This is a genomic window from Lederbergia sp. NSJ-179 (assembly GCF_022867885.1).
GTDB lineage: Bacteria > Bacillota > Bacilli > Bacillales > Bacillaceae_C > Lederbergia.
In genome coordinates, this window is the sequence record NZ_JALIFP010000023.1 from 36494 (window position 1) to 50581 (window position 14088).

General features: G+C 38.1%; 15 protein-coding genes. 10 read left to right on the forward strand and 5 right to left on the reverse strand.

Annotated elements, in window-relative coordinates; all coding sequences use genetic code 11:
* The 7 genes from MUB24_RS15620 to MUB24_RS15650 all read left to right on the forward strand — a co-directional run bounded on the left by MUB24_RS15620 (position 1) and on the right by MUB24_RS15650 (position 4823).
* On the forward strand, positions 1 to 174 hold the full coding sequence (locus MUB24_RS15620) for a Zn-dependent hydrolase (RefSeq protein WP_244705672.1): 174 nt from the start codon (positions 1 to 3) through the stop codon (positions 172 to 174).
* Entirely contained in the window at positions 161 to 736 is a 576-nt protein-coding gene (locus tag MUB24_RS15625; protein WP_244705674.1) for a Fic/DOC family protein, read from the forward strand. The genes MUB24_RS15620 and MUB24_RS15625 overlap by 14 nt, the downstream gene beginning before the upstream one ends.
* Before the next feature lie 265 nt (positions 737 to 1001).
* Positions 1002 to 1352 (forward strand): hypothetical protein, encoded by a 351-nt coding sequence (locus MUB24_RS15630; protein ID WP_244705676.1) that lies wholly within the window; start codon positions 1002 to 1004, stop codon positions 1350 to 1352.
* A 305-nt stretch (positions 1353 to 1657) separates the two neighbouring features.
* Positions 1658 to 1864 carry a hypothetical protein gene (locus tag MUB24_RS15635; RefSeq protein ID WP_244705715.1) on the forward strand — a complete coding sequence of 69 codons (207 nt, stop codon included), beginning with the start codon at positions 1658 to 1660 and terminating at the stop codon, positions 1862 to 1864.
* Between the two features lie 160 nt (positions 1865 to 2024).
* Positions 2025 to 2534, forward strand: coding sequence for a GNAT family N-acetyltransferase (locus tag MUB24_RS15640; RefSeq protein WP_244705678.1), 510 nt, complete (start codon positions 2025 to 2027; stop codon positions 2532 to 2534).
* A 38-nt stretch (positions 2535 to 2572) separates the two neighbouring features.
* On the forward strand, positions 2573 to 3088 hold the full coding sequence (locus MUB24_RS15645) for a hypothetical protein (RefSeq protein WP_244705680.1): 516 nt from the start codon (positions 2573 to 2575) through the stop codon (positions 3086 to 3088).
* 256 nt (positions 3089 to 3344) lie between these two features.
* The gene (locus MUB24_RS15650) at positions 3345 to 4823 is read left to right on the forward strand and encodes an MFS transporter (protein WP_244705682.1); all 1479 of its coding nucleotides are present in this window, start codon (positions 3345 to 3347) and stop codon (positions 4821 to 4823) included.
* 153 nt (positions 4824 to 4976) lie between these two features.
* Here the strand turns inward: MUB24_RS15650 and MUB24_RS15655 are convergent, their stop codons facing one another.
* The 3 genes from MUB24_RS15655 to MUB24_RS15665 form a co-directional block, all read right to left on the reverse strand.
* The gene (locus MUB24_RS15655; RefSeq protein WP_244705683.1) at positions 4977 to 5498 is read right to left on the reverse strand and encodes a hypothetical protein; all 522 of its coding nucleotides are present in this window, start codon (positions 5496 to 5498) and stop codon (positions 4977 to 4979) included.
* 81 nt (positions 5499 to 5579) lie between these two features.
* Entirely contained in the window at positions 5580 to 6983 is a 1404-nt protein-coding gene (locus MUB24_RS15660; protein ID WP_244705685.1) for a sensor histidine kinase, read from the reverse strand.
* On the reverse strand, positions 6980 to 7639 hold the full coding sequence (locus tag MUB24_RS15665; RefSeq protein WP_244705687.1) for a response regulator transcription factor: 660 nt from the start codon (positions 7637 to 7639) through the stop codon (positions 6980 to 6982). Before MUB24_RS15665 ends, MUB24_RS15660 begins: the two co-directional genes overlap by 4 nt.
* Before the next feature lie 384 nt (positions 7640 to 8023).
* On the opposite strand from MUB24_RS15665, the gene MUB24_RS15670 reads away from it, so the two are divergent.
* Entirely contained in the window at positions 8024 to 8983 is a 960-nt protein-coding gene (locus MUB24_RS15670; protein WP_313898458.1) for an alpha/beta hydrolase, read from the forward strand.
* A 273-nt stretch (positions 8984 to 9256) separates the two neighbouring features.
* Here MUB24_RS15670 and MUB24_RS15675 read toward each other — a convergent pair whose 3' ends face one another.
* Both MUB24_RS15675 and MUB24_RS15680 read right to left on the reverse strand, forming a co-directional pair.
* On the reverse strand, positions 9257 to 9589 hold the full coding sequence (locus MUB24_RS15675) for a helix-turn-helix domain-containing protein (RefSeq protein WP_244705691.1): 333 nt from the start codon (positions 9587 to 9589) through the stop codon (positions 9257 to 9259).
* Positions 9589 to 10077, reverse strand: coding sequence for a hypothetical protein (locus MUB24_RS15680; protein ID WP_244705693.1), 489 nt, complete (start codon positions 10075 to 10077; stop codon positions 9589 to 9591). The genes MUB24_RS15675 and MUB24_RS15680 overlap by 1 nt, the downstream gene beginning before the upstream one ends.
* Positions 10078 to 10470: 393 nt before the next feature.
* Here MUB24_RS15680 and MUB24_RS15685 point away from each other — a divergent pair, with 393 nt between their 5' ends.
* The gene (locus MUB24_RS15685; protein ID WP_244705695.1) at positions 10471 to 12540 is read left to right on the forward strand and encodes a bifunctional aldolase/short-chain dehydrogenase; all 2070 of its coding nucleotides are present in this window, start codon (positions 10471 to 10473) and stop codon (positions 12538 to 12540) included.
* A gap of 142 nt (positions 12541 to 12682) precedes the next feature.
* Positions 12683 to 14086, forward strand: a complete 1404-nt coding sequence (rhaB, locus tag MUB24_RS15690) for a rhamnulokinase (RefSeq protein ID WP_244705697.1) — start codon at positions 12683 to 12685, stop codon at positions 14084 to 14086.
* Positions 14087 to 14088: the final 2 nt, after the last annotated feature.

The following is a 14088-nucleotide window of genomic DNA, read 5'->3' on the forward strand; positions in this document are numbered from 1 at the left end:
ATGAATAAGTTAAAAATAGATTCTGAAGAATTTAATCGGATTCTTAAAAACCTTCATTTGGAAAATCTTTCATTAAATCCTACTCTGCAAAAAATAGCTTTGGAGATCATCAACTCAGGTGTTGAAATTACACCAACTGTTATTAAGGGTGCTTTGCATCGTGGGAAAATATAAACAAAAACATGATGATGATCTATTAAAAAATAATCTTTTAGGTATGACCTCCTATAAAGATTTAGAAGAAGCAGAAGCGTTTGTATTCTTACTTCGTGCCGCACAGATAGAGCAGAAAAAATACATTATTTCACTTTTTACGGTAGACAGCTTCAAACAATTGCATCACCATCTTTTTAAAGACCTTTACCCCTTTGCCGGCCAATTTCGAGATGTTCAATTAATAAAAGGAAATACTCGTTTTTGCCAAGCGCAATATATTAGCGCCTACTCATCTGAATTGTTTTATCAACTTAACAAAGAACCCTCATGGAAGTCTTTACAAGAAGCGGCTAATCGCTTAGCTTATTTTAAATCAGAGCTTAACATGCTCCATCCTTTTCGTGAAGGGAACGGAAGAACAATACGGATATTCATTCATCACTTTGCTTTTTCAAGAGGGATTAAATGGGAATATGAAAAAATGGATCGTGAGATGTATTTACGAGCGATGATTCACTCAGTAACCAATTTAGAACCCTTGCGCCAAATATTTATAGATACCATTTCTTACAGAAAATAGAGCAATAAATAAATCAGTTTTAGTATAAGATCCGTTAAAAGGAAGGGTTCAAGCTTTCAAGATTCAATGCACATATGCCTAATTCACTTCAGCTGTCAGCCCTCTATTTTTAGCCTAACAATTATTGATTAATACTTTCAAACCATAGTACTACCTTTTGACATTGACCCTATCATTATATCGGGTCGGACATTCCATGAATTCAGTAAATTCTTTGTTATGTAATAGAAACGGATGGGGGATGACATACACAGGAGGAGAAGACATGATTATTCGAATAACACGGGATAGTGTAGCAATGGGGGATGACGTTTATGCCCCACATGAAAAAATAATAGATATTCCTGATTCCTTAATTCTTAAGGAAATGGTGCAGAAAGTAGGAAAAATCTCTTATTTGCCCTCTATTTATGGTGGTGAAGCAACCTGGGTGTTATATAATCGTACCGCACACACACCTTTAGCGGTTTTAGCTCAACAGTGGGAAAACGCTAGATTCTTTGACCGTTCGCGTCAAACGTTAGGAGAACTTTTTTCGGGTAAAGAGGAAGGGGAATTGTTTTTCCGTTATTTAGGCCAAGAGGAACCTCTCGAAGTTTTTCAAGAGTTGTCATAAAGGTACCCGGACGGCACTTGACTTCTTAAAAAAATCGAGAAGAAGGATTGAAATCGAATCCATTGGCTGTGCCCAAAAAGGCGAGAGATTCTCAGAAAGGTCACAGCGGACCCATTGGTTGTGCCCAAAAAGGCGAAAGACTCCTAGAAAGGTCACAGCGCCCCCTTTGGTCTGAAAAGAATTCCCGTTGAATCCAATTCCTTGCTCTAACGTAATTAAACTATATAAATCTGTTCAATAATGTATTACACTTAATGAAAACAACACAAAATGAGGTGAGTTCTGTGTGGTGGATTGTAGGTGTTATGATATGTTCCGTCCCCATTATCGCAATTATTACAGATCATATTCAATCGAGTGCGAAAATCAAAGGGAAATTTATTCAAGACCAATTAGAGTTAGAAAAATTAAAACATGAAAATTATTTGCTGGAAACAGAAAAGCTTAAGCTGGAATTGGAAAAGATGCAATTAAATGCTCCTAAAGAAGAAGTATTTGAAAAATTAAAATGAGAAAGCCATAAGCCTCTTATGTAGTAAGAATGAATTTGAGTTCTCCATTAAAAGCTGGCCAAACAGGTTTAGTCACCAGTGCATACTAACACATCCTGAGGCACTAATATCCGACCTCGAATCATAAAATTCGCTTGGGGTTATATTGGGGGTGATTGTTTTGAAATGGAGGGATTACGATATAGATCTTGATAAAGAAATAGACTCTTGGATTTTACCATCATTCAGCAAAAATGCAGATTTAATTAATACGTTTGCTTTTTTTAATGAGCCTGTCTCCAAAGAATATCATTGGTATAAGACTCACCCATTAGAAATGTCTAACATTGCAGATTATTTTAAAGTGGTAGAGATAGATAATGAGCCTATTGCCTTATTCATTTTTAATTATTACAAGGATGACTATGGCAGATTGGTCTTAGGAATTAATCCAATGGCTATTCATCCTAAAAAAATAAATAAAGGGTATGGTACGATTGTTTTAGCTGACCTTATAGCAAATACTGAAGAAATAATGGGTCAAATGGTTGAAATTATATATGCAGGCATCGATGAAAAAAATATAATAAGCACTAAAGTCTTCAAAAAGTTCGGATTTAAAGAAGTAGGAAGAACAGATGATAAAGAATTTGTTTATTATGAATTAAATAAACGATGTAAGTCAAAATAAAATAAGTATCTGGTTCAAAAATCTACGGAGGTCACAGGATGTACGATCCAACCATTTTTGAGAATCTAAAAGTCGCATTTGAAAATCATATTTACGATTTGGATAATATCGATCAGGAGATCATCATTCAAAATAGGGAGGATCGAATGGATTTTGCCACTTTGGCTAGACGTTTATCGATCCAATTTATATTGGTGGACGAACCAGAAGTGACCGTAGAATTAATAGTGGAGGCGTCACTAGAAGATTTAGCGGGCGAGATTTTGGAAGCGCCTGGGGTCAATCCTGGTTGTTCCCTACTTTTGCGATTTCAAAAACAGCTCAACCTCCAACTAGCCAAGCAATGTGAGCAAATTGAACAGGCACTTCACTCAATTTGGGAAGACGACATCCACTTAACTCAAACGCTAAGTTTCGTCTATGGACAAGATTCCACTTATATGGACAATATTGAGGTGAAATTCAAACCGAAACTAACGGAAGAACATATGAGAGAAATACCGGGCTTTTTGAAATCTGTTTTAACATCATTGGAACAGTTGAATCGAATATAGACATTCATTCGTTCTGCTTTTAAAACGCTGCTTCTATTATTTTAATCATCCTAAAATGAAGGCTGTAATGCGTCTGAATGAAGGGAGATACGGGACGAGGAGGATAATGCAATTCAATTAAAGGTGCCAGGTAGTTAAGCAATTCTGAATTGCTTAACTACCTGGCACCTTTATACTTAAATTATGAAAAGTTGCTCATAAGAAATTATGATTAAGGGAACATCTAAGGCAAGGAGTTTTGAGGAGGAGGCTGTTTATGAATCAAAAGAAAGCTAAAAACAAGCAAAAGAAATACAAAGTGCATAAAGATGATATAACAGTCATTGACTCGGATATAGCGAAAAAGGCTGTGGTGGCAACGGCATTAGGGAATGCCATGGAATGGTTTGATTTTGGGATTTATTCGTATTTGGTTGTGATTATTGGGAAGGTATTTTACTCAGGTGTAAGTGACTCTGTTCAGTTGGTGTTTAGTTTTGGCACCTTTGCGGTTGCCTTTCTTGTTCGCCCCCTTGGTGGGATGTTTTTTGGTATGCTAGGAGACCGGTTAGGACGAAAAAGGATTTTAGCTGTCACATTGATCATGATGTCCATCGCGACACTTGGGATCGGATTGATTCCCGTTTATGCGTCTATCGGTATCGCAGCCCCGATTCTGCTGCTGCTTGCAAGATTGGTACAGGGGTTTTCAGCAGGTGGCGAATATGCCGGGGCTATGACATTTATTGCAGAATCCACTCCAGATAAAAAACGTGGATTTATGGCAAGTGGTTTAGAGGTGGGAACATTAGTCGGGTATATTGGTGGCTCGGGGTTAGTGACACTACTTACTTTTATTCTCGGGTCAGACACGATGCTGGATTGGGGCTGGCGCGTGCCGTTTTTAATTGCTGCTCCCATTGGAATAATAGGTTTGTACTTAAGGAACCATCTTGAGGAATCTCCTGCTTTTGCTGCGATGGAGGAGAAAAAAGAAGAAGAAACACAGAAAAAACCGCATGTTTCCATGAAGGAACTATTTCTATATCATCGTCGTTCGATCCTGATGTGTTTTGTCTTAGTTTTCTTTTATAATGTGATTGATTATACGATTTTAACCTATATGCCATCCCATTTGACAGCTGTTTTGGGCTATGGAGAAACAAAAGGACTATTATTCATTGTTATTGTTATGTTTATTATGATTCCGATTGTATTAGCAATAGGATATTTTGGTGATCGAATTGGTAATAAGCGGATTATTCAGATGAGTCTGTTAGGTATTATATTATTATCGATTCCATCATTTTTATTAATAGGAAGTGGGAATAACTGGCAAGTCTTTTTGGGGTTATTGATATTGGGGGCTCTCTTAGCGGGCATTAAAGGTACCATGACTTCGCAGTTGCCCTCCCTGTTTTTCACAGAGGTGAGATACGGAGGCTTGGCGGTTACATATAATATTTCCGCTTCACTATTCGGGGGTACGGCTCCTTTACTCATTTCCTGGTTGATTAATCTCACCGCCGTCCAACTAGTGCCAGCGTACTATTTGATCTTTGCTTCAGTCATTGGGATTGTGGTTGTCACTTTATTTCTAAAAAACACATCCGGAAAACCGCTCCGTGGCTCTCCACCCGCAGTGGCTGAAAATCATGAAATCAAGGAAGTCATAGAAGATATGGATGAGACACTTTGGTGGGGGGAAGAAAAGCATAAGATCGATGAGAAGATTGAGGAGACGGATGAGGATTAATAAACTGAGGCTTTATTCAAAAGTTCAAAGTTACTTTTTAATGGCTCGACCTCCTCATTCAACGGATCGAAGCCGCTGTTCAACGGCTTGTCCCACAAGAAAAGAGCTCGACTATTTGCCGAGCTCTTCACACAAGGGATACAAAAAACTTTTTTAATCATAAATGGAATAAATCGTCTTATGATACAACTTTTCTTTTTCCGCTTTCGCTTTTTCTACATCTTTTGAGAAAGTGGCTTTTACTCCGGAAAATTCTTCTAGTGTAATCACTTCCCCAGAATGGGGATTGATTGTAGCGGAATACCCATCATTATCGTCATAAAAAACAACGAACCACTTGATTGGATCGACAGGAGTATCGTCCTGAGCAATATTTATGGCATAGGGTAAGTTGCTTACATCTTTCGTTTCTTTTAGTGCATCGATGGCTATTTGTAACGCCATTTGCTCAGAAACGCCATCAGTGATGCCAAACATTTTTAAATCATTGGATGGATCTGTTACTTGTTCCGTAGTTGATTCAGATTCCACTTTACTTGCTGGTATTGTTTTTATCTCAGAATCTTGAGAAGTTGCCGCCAGAACAGAAGGGAACACAAAGCTATTGAACACGAGGATCGTGATTAAAACTCCTCCTGTGATGACGCCACCTAGTAGATATTTTTTATTTTTCATGAAACCTTCTCCTTCTCTTTAAAATGAAGTTTTGTATCCCTTATATTGCTAGGATACAAGGGCAATGTTTTCAAGTTGCTATCAAGTTGTTATCGAGTTGTTAAAAATAATCCGTATGGTCGTACCTTGTTGGGATTGAATATCAAGTTTAGCTCCATGGAATTCAGCTATTTGCGCGACAATACTAAGACCTAATCCATTCCCACCAAAGGCGCGTGAACGGGACTGATCCACACGATAAAAAGGTTCCGTTATTTTTTCGATTTCTTCAATATCCAAGCCACAGCCATTATCACTCACTTCTAGGATCGGATAATCATTGCAATAGGCCTTCACTCTGATGACTTCGTTTTCGGTGGACGCCCTTGCCGCGTTCTCCACTAAATTCGTCAGCAGGGACAGTAATAATGTTTCATCACCCTGCAGCCATTTTATATGTGCCGCTGTTTCGAGCCGCTGTTTTCTCTCTTTCATAATGGGGCGCATCAAGATTTCTAAAGAGGAAAACAAGGCTTCCATATCCACTTTAGCGAACTCCCTTTTCTTGCTGCGTATATAAGTCAAATCTAAAAGCTTGGTGGACAAACTTTGTAATCTTTTCGCGGCTTCTTGGAGATGTCCGGTTGCAATAATACGCTGCTCCTCGTTCATCATCGCTTTTTGCAAATACTCTGAGTATCCCAAAATCGAGGTTAGGGGTGTTTTCATTTCATGGGCAAGATTATCAATAAAACGTTGTCTGCTTTCAGTCGCTTCGGTTAATTGCTTTACTTTATCTTCAACGGAATCAACCATCATATTAAAGGTTTTTCCTAGCTCTCCAATTTCATCCTTTCGAAAAATATTGACCCTTTTATGATAGGCGCCACTAGCTATCTCCCTTGTTATTTCATTTAGTTCGTTTAATGGGCTTGTCAACCGTTTTAAAAGAATAAAGATAGAAATCCCCAATATCGCAGCCAAAACAACACTTACAATCACAAAAACGCGGATGATAGAAGAAAGGAAGGAGTCAAGCTGGCTAATATCACGAGCATATATAAAGGTTAAATGGGAATAGGAAGATAATTTTGATGCCACAAATAAATATCTTTCTCCATCGATCGTTTGATTTTTTATATTCTTACTTCCATTATTTTGAATACTTAATAGACTGAAGTCGAAATCAGGAACATTCGAATAAATTTTTGTATTTCCATCATATAAGGAAAGATAAACGTTTTGATCTTCATAATAGTTTGCCAGTGGCTGAATGATGTTGATCCATTGATCTTTTTGAAGTGAAGCATTAGGGAGAAGCTTGTGAGCGTTTGTAATGCTAGATTCAATCGAAGATAGGATAACCGCTTGCTCGCGTATACTATTTTCTTCTTCCCTTTGCAGGCTGAATTTGTAAGAATAAGAGATAAGGACAAAGGATGAAATATCAAATAAAGTGATAAAAACGACAAGTGTACTCAAAAAGATTTTTTGCCAAAACCTCATTTTTGCATCTCCAGTCGATAACCAAGTTTATATACTGTTTTTATATGATTTTCTAAATGGAGCTTTTTCCTAAGTTTTGTAATATGAACATCCACTGTTCGTGTGTCTCCGAAATAATCGTGCCCCCATGCTAAGTCAAGTAGCTTTTCCCGAGATAAAGCGATATTGCAGTTGGTAATCAGCACTTCCAAGAGATCAAACTCTTGATTGGTTAAATTGACAGGCTTTTGATCAACGGTAACGATACGCTCGTCTAAATTAATAACGGTATGGCCAATCGAATATTTTCTCTTTACAGGTTTGGCACGACGCAAAACAGCTTCCACACGAGCCAGTAACTCTAATGCTTCAAACGGTTTCACAATATAATCATCCGCCCCTAATTTTAGGCCTTTCACCTTATGGGAAACATTATCTTTGGCCGTAACAAAGATAACAGGAATCCCCTCAAACCTGTTTTGCTCCATAAGTGAAAAACCATCTATATAAGGAATCATTACATCCAGTAAAATTAAATCCGGCCGCCAATGCTCTAAAATGGTAATCGCTTCTTTTCCATCATATACCTGTTTACACTCGTAACCCACTAAATCTAAGTTCATATAGATTAAATGGTTAATCGCTTTATCATCTTCAATAATAAGAACTTTAGCCATATGACACCTACTTCCAAAATATATATTTCAATCGAATCTACTTTTCCTCCATTATAACAAGGGTTAATGATTCTACAATCATTATTTCGCGTATGTCCACCGGATATTTGAAAAACAAAGAAATTCCCAATCTAGCGGGCTATTCATTTTGTCTGATCAATGGATTCGAGGTGATCACATGTTAGAGCACCATTTTAAAAAGAATACACTCGGATTGGGAGAAATACTCTCGTATAAATCAACTACAAGTTTTCTCCCAATCCATTAAACTGGAGACTTTCCTATGTTTATGTCCTTTTCAATAATCTGCCAAAGAATCATGCCTATTTATTTAGTATAATAAGAGTTCAGAGAGTTCATTTTGTTTTTGAGGGGAAAATGACGATGATACGAAAGCATTGGAAGAAAATAGTTGTGGCTCTAGTGGGCATCCTTCTAGTAGGGGATATTGCAGCAAGTTTCTTTTTTTATAATTTAGCGATTAAACGAGGTCCAAAAACTTTTCTTGAAGGAAATGCGGATCTTGAAGTCTCGGCTGAATCGTTGGATGAAATGCTAGAAGGGGAATGGCGAGAATGGGTGGCTACTCGGGATTTTGAGGAAATACAGATGAAGTCCCGCGATGGCTTGAATTTAACCGGCTATTATTTGCCGGCGAAGGAGCCGACAGATAAGTTGGTGATCTTCACACACGGGTATTTAGGACATGCGAAACAAATGGGATTATTTGGCCAATATTATTATGAAGAGCTTGGCTACAATATTTTCATGGCAGATGCACGTGGACATGGAGAAAGTGAGGGCGATTATTATGGGTTTGGCTGGCCCGACCGCCTTGACCTGATTGACTGGACGAAGCTTTTGGTCAATAAGTTAGGGGAAGATACGCAAGTTGTCTACCACGGTTTATCAATGGGAGCAGCAACGGTTCTTATGGCAAGTGGGGAGAAGGATCTTCCTAGTCAAGTGGAGGCAATAGTCGCCGACAGTCCGTATACATCGGTTTATAATTTACTTGCTTATCAGATGAAACGAATGTTTAAATTACCGGCCTTTCCAATCCTAGATAGTACAAGCATGGTCACTAAAGCAAAGGCAGGCTATTCGTTACGCGAGGCAAATGCTCTAAAAGAAGTAGAAATGACAAATGTCCCTATTCTTTATATACATGGAAAAGCCGATACCTTCGTTCCTACGAAATTGGCAATCGAATTATATGATCATACGAACAGTGAGGCAGAATTGATGCTTGTGGAAGGGGCCAATCATGGTGAATCATTTGTATTGGAGAAGGACGCTTATAAAGAACGACTAAACAGTTTCCTGTCACATTATATTCATTAGGGCAAAGGGGCGGGCTTTTTCGATTGTTGTTAAGGTTAAAAATGAGTACGGAGTATATTTTGACAAAAACACGCCACAAATGTGACGTGTTTTTTAGATATTTACAGGATAGGAAAATATAAAAATTGGCTAATTTTTGGATCTAGCTCCAGGCGCCATCGGCTCGAGGTCAAATAACCTGAGACAATGAAAGGCAAAAAACGCCTTTCTTTGTCTCAGAACATTTGCTTGTCGCCGATAGGCGGGCGCCTTGAGCTTTTCTTATCTTGAATTTTATACTGAGGTTGCAGCAAGTTCATCATCGCCGGATTGTAGTTGAATCATAGCTTCCGCTACATCCCTAACCTTTAAATCTAATGCATGGAAAATCTTATCATATGTTTCGGTCGAAAGGTTATCAAAGCCTCCTTCGGCCCGAGAAATCGTTTTTAACCCCGTATTTGCTTTCTTAGCAAGTTCTTGTTGAGAATAACCAAATTCCATGCGACGAGCAAAAATGATTTTCGCATATACAGGGGCCAAACCTTCTAATGATGCCTTTAAATCAGAATGACCTTCCTTTAGCATAGAAGTCGTCATATCTAAAAGATTTTTGTTTTTTTTCATTATGACTCAATCCCTTCTAAATAGTATTCAGGATTTTCCTTTACCCTTTTATACATTTGATAAGTTAAATCTCTCATAATATCTGTTTCATCAACATTTGGAACACGAGTTTTCACGAAACATTTCACAAAAACATAATGGGATTGACCTTTGAATTCAAAAGGAAAAAACAGAAAGCGTAAATGTTTATTCCCATTCATAGCGTACCGCAACTCGTATATTGGAATAACTCTTAGTGGTTTTACCAAATGATAATGCTTTGTCCTTTCCTCCCCATTAAAAGTAATTGTTAATTCGGATCTCGTATTTATTAAGTTTTCCAAAGATTGTACACTCAATAAATTGAACGCACTTTGTAGAAACATTAAATGCAGCTTCGCATCTTGTGATTGTTTTGATTCTTCATAAAGCTTATTTAGAAATCCCCCGACAACATCCTCATCATTTTCATCATTTATCATTATTAGCTTATGTTCGTTTATATTCATTGTATCCTTACTCTATCATATATGCCACAAATTAACTAACAAATAGCGTAACATATGACTTATATATTTCCCTCCTTTATAAGTTTCAAACGATGTAAAACCTTTTTCATCTTCAAATTAAAAAATATAAGGAACCTGAGGCTTATTATGTTTCTTTACTTATTCAAAATCTATTTATTCATCAGCATGATATTTAATCCATATTTGTCACCTCAGAACTAGGTTATTCCTATTTTCCGAAATTCCTTTTTAAAAAGAGCTACTTTCTTTTCTTCTTTCAAACAAAAACAAAAATAAATAAAGGTATATACAGAATAGATCGGATGATGTTATAATTCTTACAGAAGTAAATAAATATAATCGGGAGATAGTGAGTGATTAGGAGGGATACATATGGTTCAGAATTTATGGAATCAAGAAAAAGCTGAAGAGATGAACAGGGGTCTTGAGGAGCTTGTTTATCGTTCCAATTTATTAGGAGCGGATCGAGCTGTTTGTAATTGGGGCGGTGGTAATACATCCATGAAAACAGTGGAGAAAGATTTTCGTGGACGTGATATTAAAGTCATGTGGGTCAAAGGTAGTGGATCTGACCTTGCAACAATGGGGGCCAAGAATTTTACGGGTTTACGTTTAGACGATATTCGCCCACTGATGGAGCGGGATGAAATGACAGATGAGGAAATGGTCGAGTACTTGTCTCATTGTATGATTGACAGTAGTCATCCGCGTGCCTCAATCGAAACGTTACTTCATGCCTTTTTACCATTCAAACATGTTGATCACACACATCCAGATGCGATTATTAGCATTTGCTGTGCAGATAATGGGAAAGAAATTGCCAAAGAGATATTTGGAGATCGTTTTGTTTGGGTACCCTATATTCGCCCAGGATTTACCTTATCAAAAATGATCGCAGAAGGTGTTCGAAATAATCCAAATGCTGATCTTGTATTAATGGAAAAACATGGACTCGTTGTTTGGGGAGAAACAGCAAAAGAAAGTTATGACAAAACGATTGCGGTCATCAACGAGGCTGAACAGTATATTCAAGCACAGATGGATAAAACCACTGTATTTGGTGGTCAAAAATACAAATCATTGGCGGAAGAAGAGCAAAAGGATATTCTGGCTCAAGTTTTGCCAATCATTCGTGGTGCCGTAAGTCAAGATCAAAAAATGTTATTAACGTATGACCATTCAGATGATGTACTAGAGTTTGTCAATAGCCAAGACGCCTTTGCACTCTCACAAGTTGGGGCAGCTTGTCCAGACCATCTAGTGCATACGAAACGGGTTCCACTTTATATTGATTGGGATCCATCCAATAAAGATGTTGCACAATTAATCGAATTGATCCAGTCTGGAATTGAACGCTTTAAGGACGAGTATATCACTTATTTTGAACGTAATCAGCATGAAGGCGACAAAATGTTTGAACCCGTACCCCGAGTGATTTTGATCCCAGGTCTTGGTATGGTGAATTCAGGTAAGAGCTTAAGCGCAGCCAATATAAGCGCAGGACTATATCATCGGGCTATCGCTGTCATGAAAGGTGCAACGGCTTTAGGTCATTTTGTTTCCTTAAATGAAAATGAATCTTATCATATAGAATATTGGCCATTGGAACTTTATAAACTATCATTAGCACCAGCGGAAGCCGAGTTTTCCAGAAAGGTAGCGTTTGTGACAGGAGGAGCAGGTGGAATTGGCAGTGCAACATGTCGTAGGTTCGTTTCAGAAGGGGCCCATGTCGTGATTGCCGATTTGAATCTTGAAGGTGCTGAAAAAGTTGCGGCCGAAATAAATGAGCAATATGGCGAAGGCCGTGCAATCGCTGTAAAAATGGATGTGACGAGTGAAGAACAAGTACAAGCCGCATTCAAACAAGCAGCGTTAACGTATGGTGGAGTAGATATCATTGTGAATAATGCGGGACTCGCTACTTCCAGTCCGTTCGATGAAACATCCTTAAAAGAATGGAATCTGAATATGGATGTACTAGGAAAAGGTTATTTCCTCGTTGCGAGAGAAGCATTCAAACAAATGAAAGCTCAAGCAACAGGCGGAAGTATGGTATTTATCGGATCCAAAAACTCGATTTACGCTGGGAAAAATGTGACGGCCTATAGTTCAGTTAAAGCACTTGAAGCCCATTTAGCAAGATGTATTGCGGCAGAAGGCGGGGAATATGGGATCCGTGTCAATACGGTTCTTCCAGATGCGATCTTACAAGGTTCAGCGATTTGGGATTCAAAATGGCGGGAAGAACGGGCACAAGCATACGGTATTGAGCCAGATCAATTAGAAGAACATTATCGCAAACGGACAACTTTATTAGTCAATATTTATCCTCAAGATGTGGCAGAAGTAATTGCTTTCTTTGCATCATCCAAGTCAGCAAAAACAACAGGAAGCATGTTAACGGTTGACGGTGGAGTGCCGGCTGCATTTACAAGATAAGAAAATACATCTGATTCGCATGAGAGTCAGATGTATCCCATTCACTTAAATAGAAAACGCTTTAGGAGCCCGCAGGATGCGGGTCAGAAACGATGGCTCTACCATAAATCAAAGCGCTTGCGCTTTTCGAAGGAGGTATAGAATGAAGTATTGTCTAGCCGTTGATATTGGTGCTTCTAGTGGCAGGGTGATGTTGGGAAATCTTGAAAATGGAAAATTGAAACTTGAAGAAATTCATCGCTTTGATAACAACCTCATGGAGAAAAATGGCCATTTTTGCTGGGATATTACTCTTTTATTCAATGAGATTAAAACAGGAATGAAGAAGTGCAATCAGTTGGGTGTTAAGCCTGTCAGCATTGGCATTGATACATGGGCCGTTGATTTTGTTTTATTAGATGAACAGGACGAACTGTTAACGGATGCGGTTAGCTACCGTGATCCTCGCACAGATGGCATGATGGAAGAAGTAGAGAAAATCATCATGAAGGAACGTTTATATTTGGAAACAGGGATTCAATTCCAAAAATTTAATACCATTTATCAATTATATGCGATAAGGAAGCAACAACCGGAGGTGTTAAAAAAAGCAAAGACTTTCTTAATGTTGCCGGATTATCTTCATTATTTATTAACAGGAAAGAAAGCGAATGAATATACCAATGCTACCTCCACACAATTGCTTAATGCGTTCACAAAGAAATGGGACAAAGAGATTATAAATAAACTAGATTTAAATATGGAGATGTTCCAAGAAATCAAAATGCCAAAAGAGAAACTTGGACGTTTAAAACCAGCATTAGTCGAAGAACTTGGTTTCAATCTAGACGTAATATTGCCGGCTACCCATGATACAGCTTCAGCAGTCCTGGCTGTTCCGGAATTAGACGAGACAATTTACATCAGTTCAGGGACATGGTCCTTAATTGGAGTTGAAAATTATTTTCCGATTTGTGTCACGAAAGCATTGAACTACAACTTTACAAATGAAGGGGGGATGGATTTTCAATTTCGTTTTTTGAAAAATATTATGGGACTCTGGATGATCCAAGAAGTTCGCCGCAATTATGATCAAAAATATTCTTTTGCAGAACTCGTTGATTTATCACGAGCGACTTCCAATTTCTCATCCACTGTGAATGTAGATGATCAACGATTTTTAAAACCAGATAATATGATCAAGGAAATTCAAAACTATTGCCGGGAAACAAATCAACAAGTACCTGAAACGCCCGGTGAAGTAGCAAAATGTATTTTTGATAGTCTTGCCATTAGTTATGTGAAAGCAGTGGATGAAATAGAGGAGATTTTTGAAAGAGAATTTAGCACCATCAATGTAATTGGTGGTGGTTCGCAAAATGAACTTCTGAATCAATTGATTGCAGATTTCACGAAAAAAGAAGTGTATGCGGGTCCGGTGGAAGCGACTGCAATCGGCAATCTAGTTGTACAAATGATTGCATTAGGAGAGATACAAGATATCCATGAAGCTAGAACCATCATTAAGCAATCCTTTGAAGTAAAAAAATATGTTGCATCACAATAAAT

Bases quoted from the DNA above. Each gene is read 5' to 3' on its own strand.
- MUB24_RS15620 (WP_244705672.1), top strand. From the start codon at position 1: ATGAATAAGTTAAAAATAGATTCTGAAGAATTTAATCGGATTCTTAAA.
- MUB24_RS15630 (WP_244705676.1), top strand. From the start codon at position 1,002: ATGATTATTCGAATAACACGGGATAGTGTAGCAATGGGGGATGACGTT.
- MUB24_RS15635 (WP_244705715.1), top strand. From the start codon at position 1,658: ATGATATGTTCCGTCCCCATTATCGCAATTATTACAGATCATATTCAA.
- MUB24_RS15645 (WP_244705680.1), top strand. From the start codon at position 2,573: ATGTACGATCCAACCATTTTTGAGAATCTAAAAGTCGCATTTGAAAAT.
- MUB24_RS15650 (WP_244705682.1), top strand. From the start codon at position 3,345: ATGAATCAAAAGAAAGCTAAAAACAAGCAAAAGAAATACAAAGTGCAT.
- MUB24_RS15655 (WP_244705683.1), bottom strand. From the start codon at position 5,498: ATGAAAAATAAAAAATATCTACTAGGTGGCGTCATCACAGGAGGAGTT.
- MUB24_RS15660 (WP_244705685.1), bottom strand. From the start codon at position 6,983: ATGAGGTTTTGGCAAAAAATCTTTTTGAGTACACTTGTCGTTTTTATC.
- MUB24_RS15665 (WP_244705687.1), bottom strand. From the start codon at position 7,639: ATGGCTAAAGTTCTTATTATTGAAGATGATAAAGCGATTAACCATTTA.
- MUB24_RS15670 (WP_313898458.1), top strand. From the start codon at position 8,024: ATGATACGAAAGCATTGGAAGAAAATAGTTGTGGCTCTAGTGGGCATC.
- MUB24_RS15675 (WP_244705691.1), bottom strand. From the start codon at position 9,589: ATGAAAAAAAACAAAAATCTTTTAGATATGACGACTTCTATGCTAAAG.
- MUB24_RS15680 (WP_244705693.1), bottom strand. From the start codon at position 10,077: ATGAATATAAACGAACATAAGCTAATAATGATAAATGATGAAAATGAT.
- MUB24_RS15685 (WP_244705695.1), top strand. From the start codon at position 10,471: ATGGTTCAGAATTTATGGAATCAAGAAAAAGCTGAAGAGATGAACAGG.
- rhaB (WP_244705697.1), top strand. From the start codon at position 12,683: ATGAAGTATTGTCTAGCCGTTGATATTGGTGCTTCTAGTGGCAGGGTG.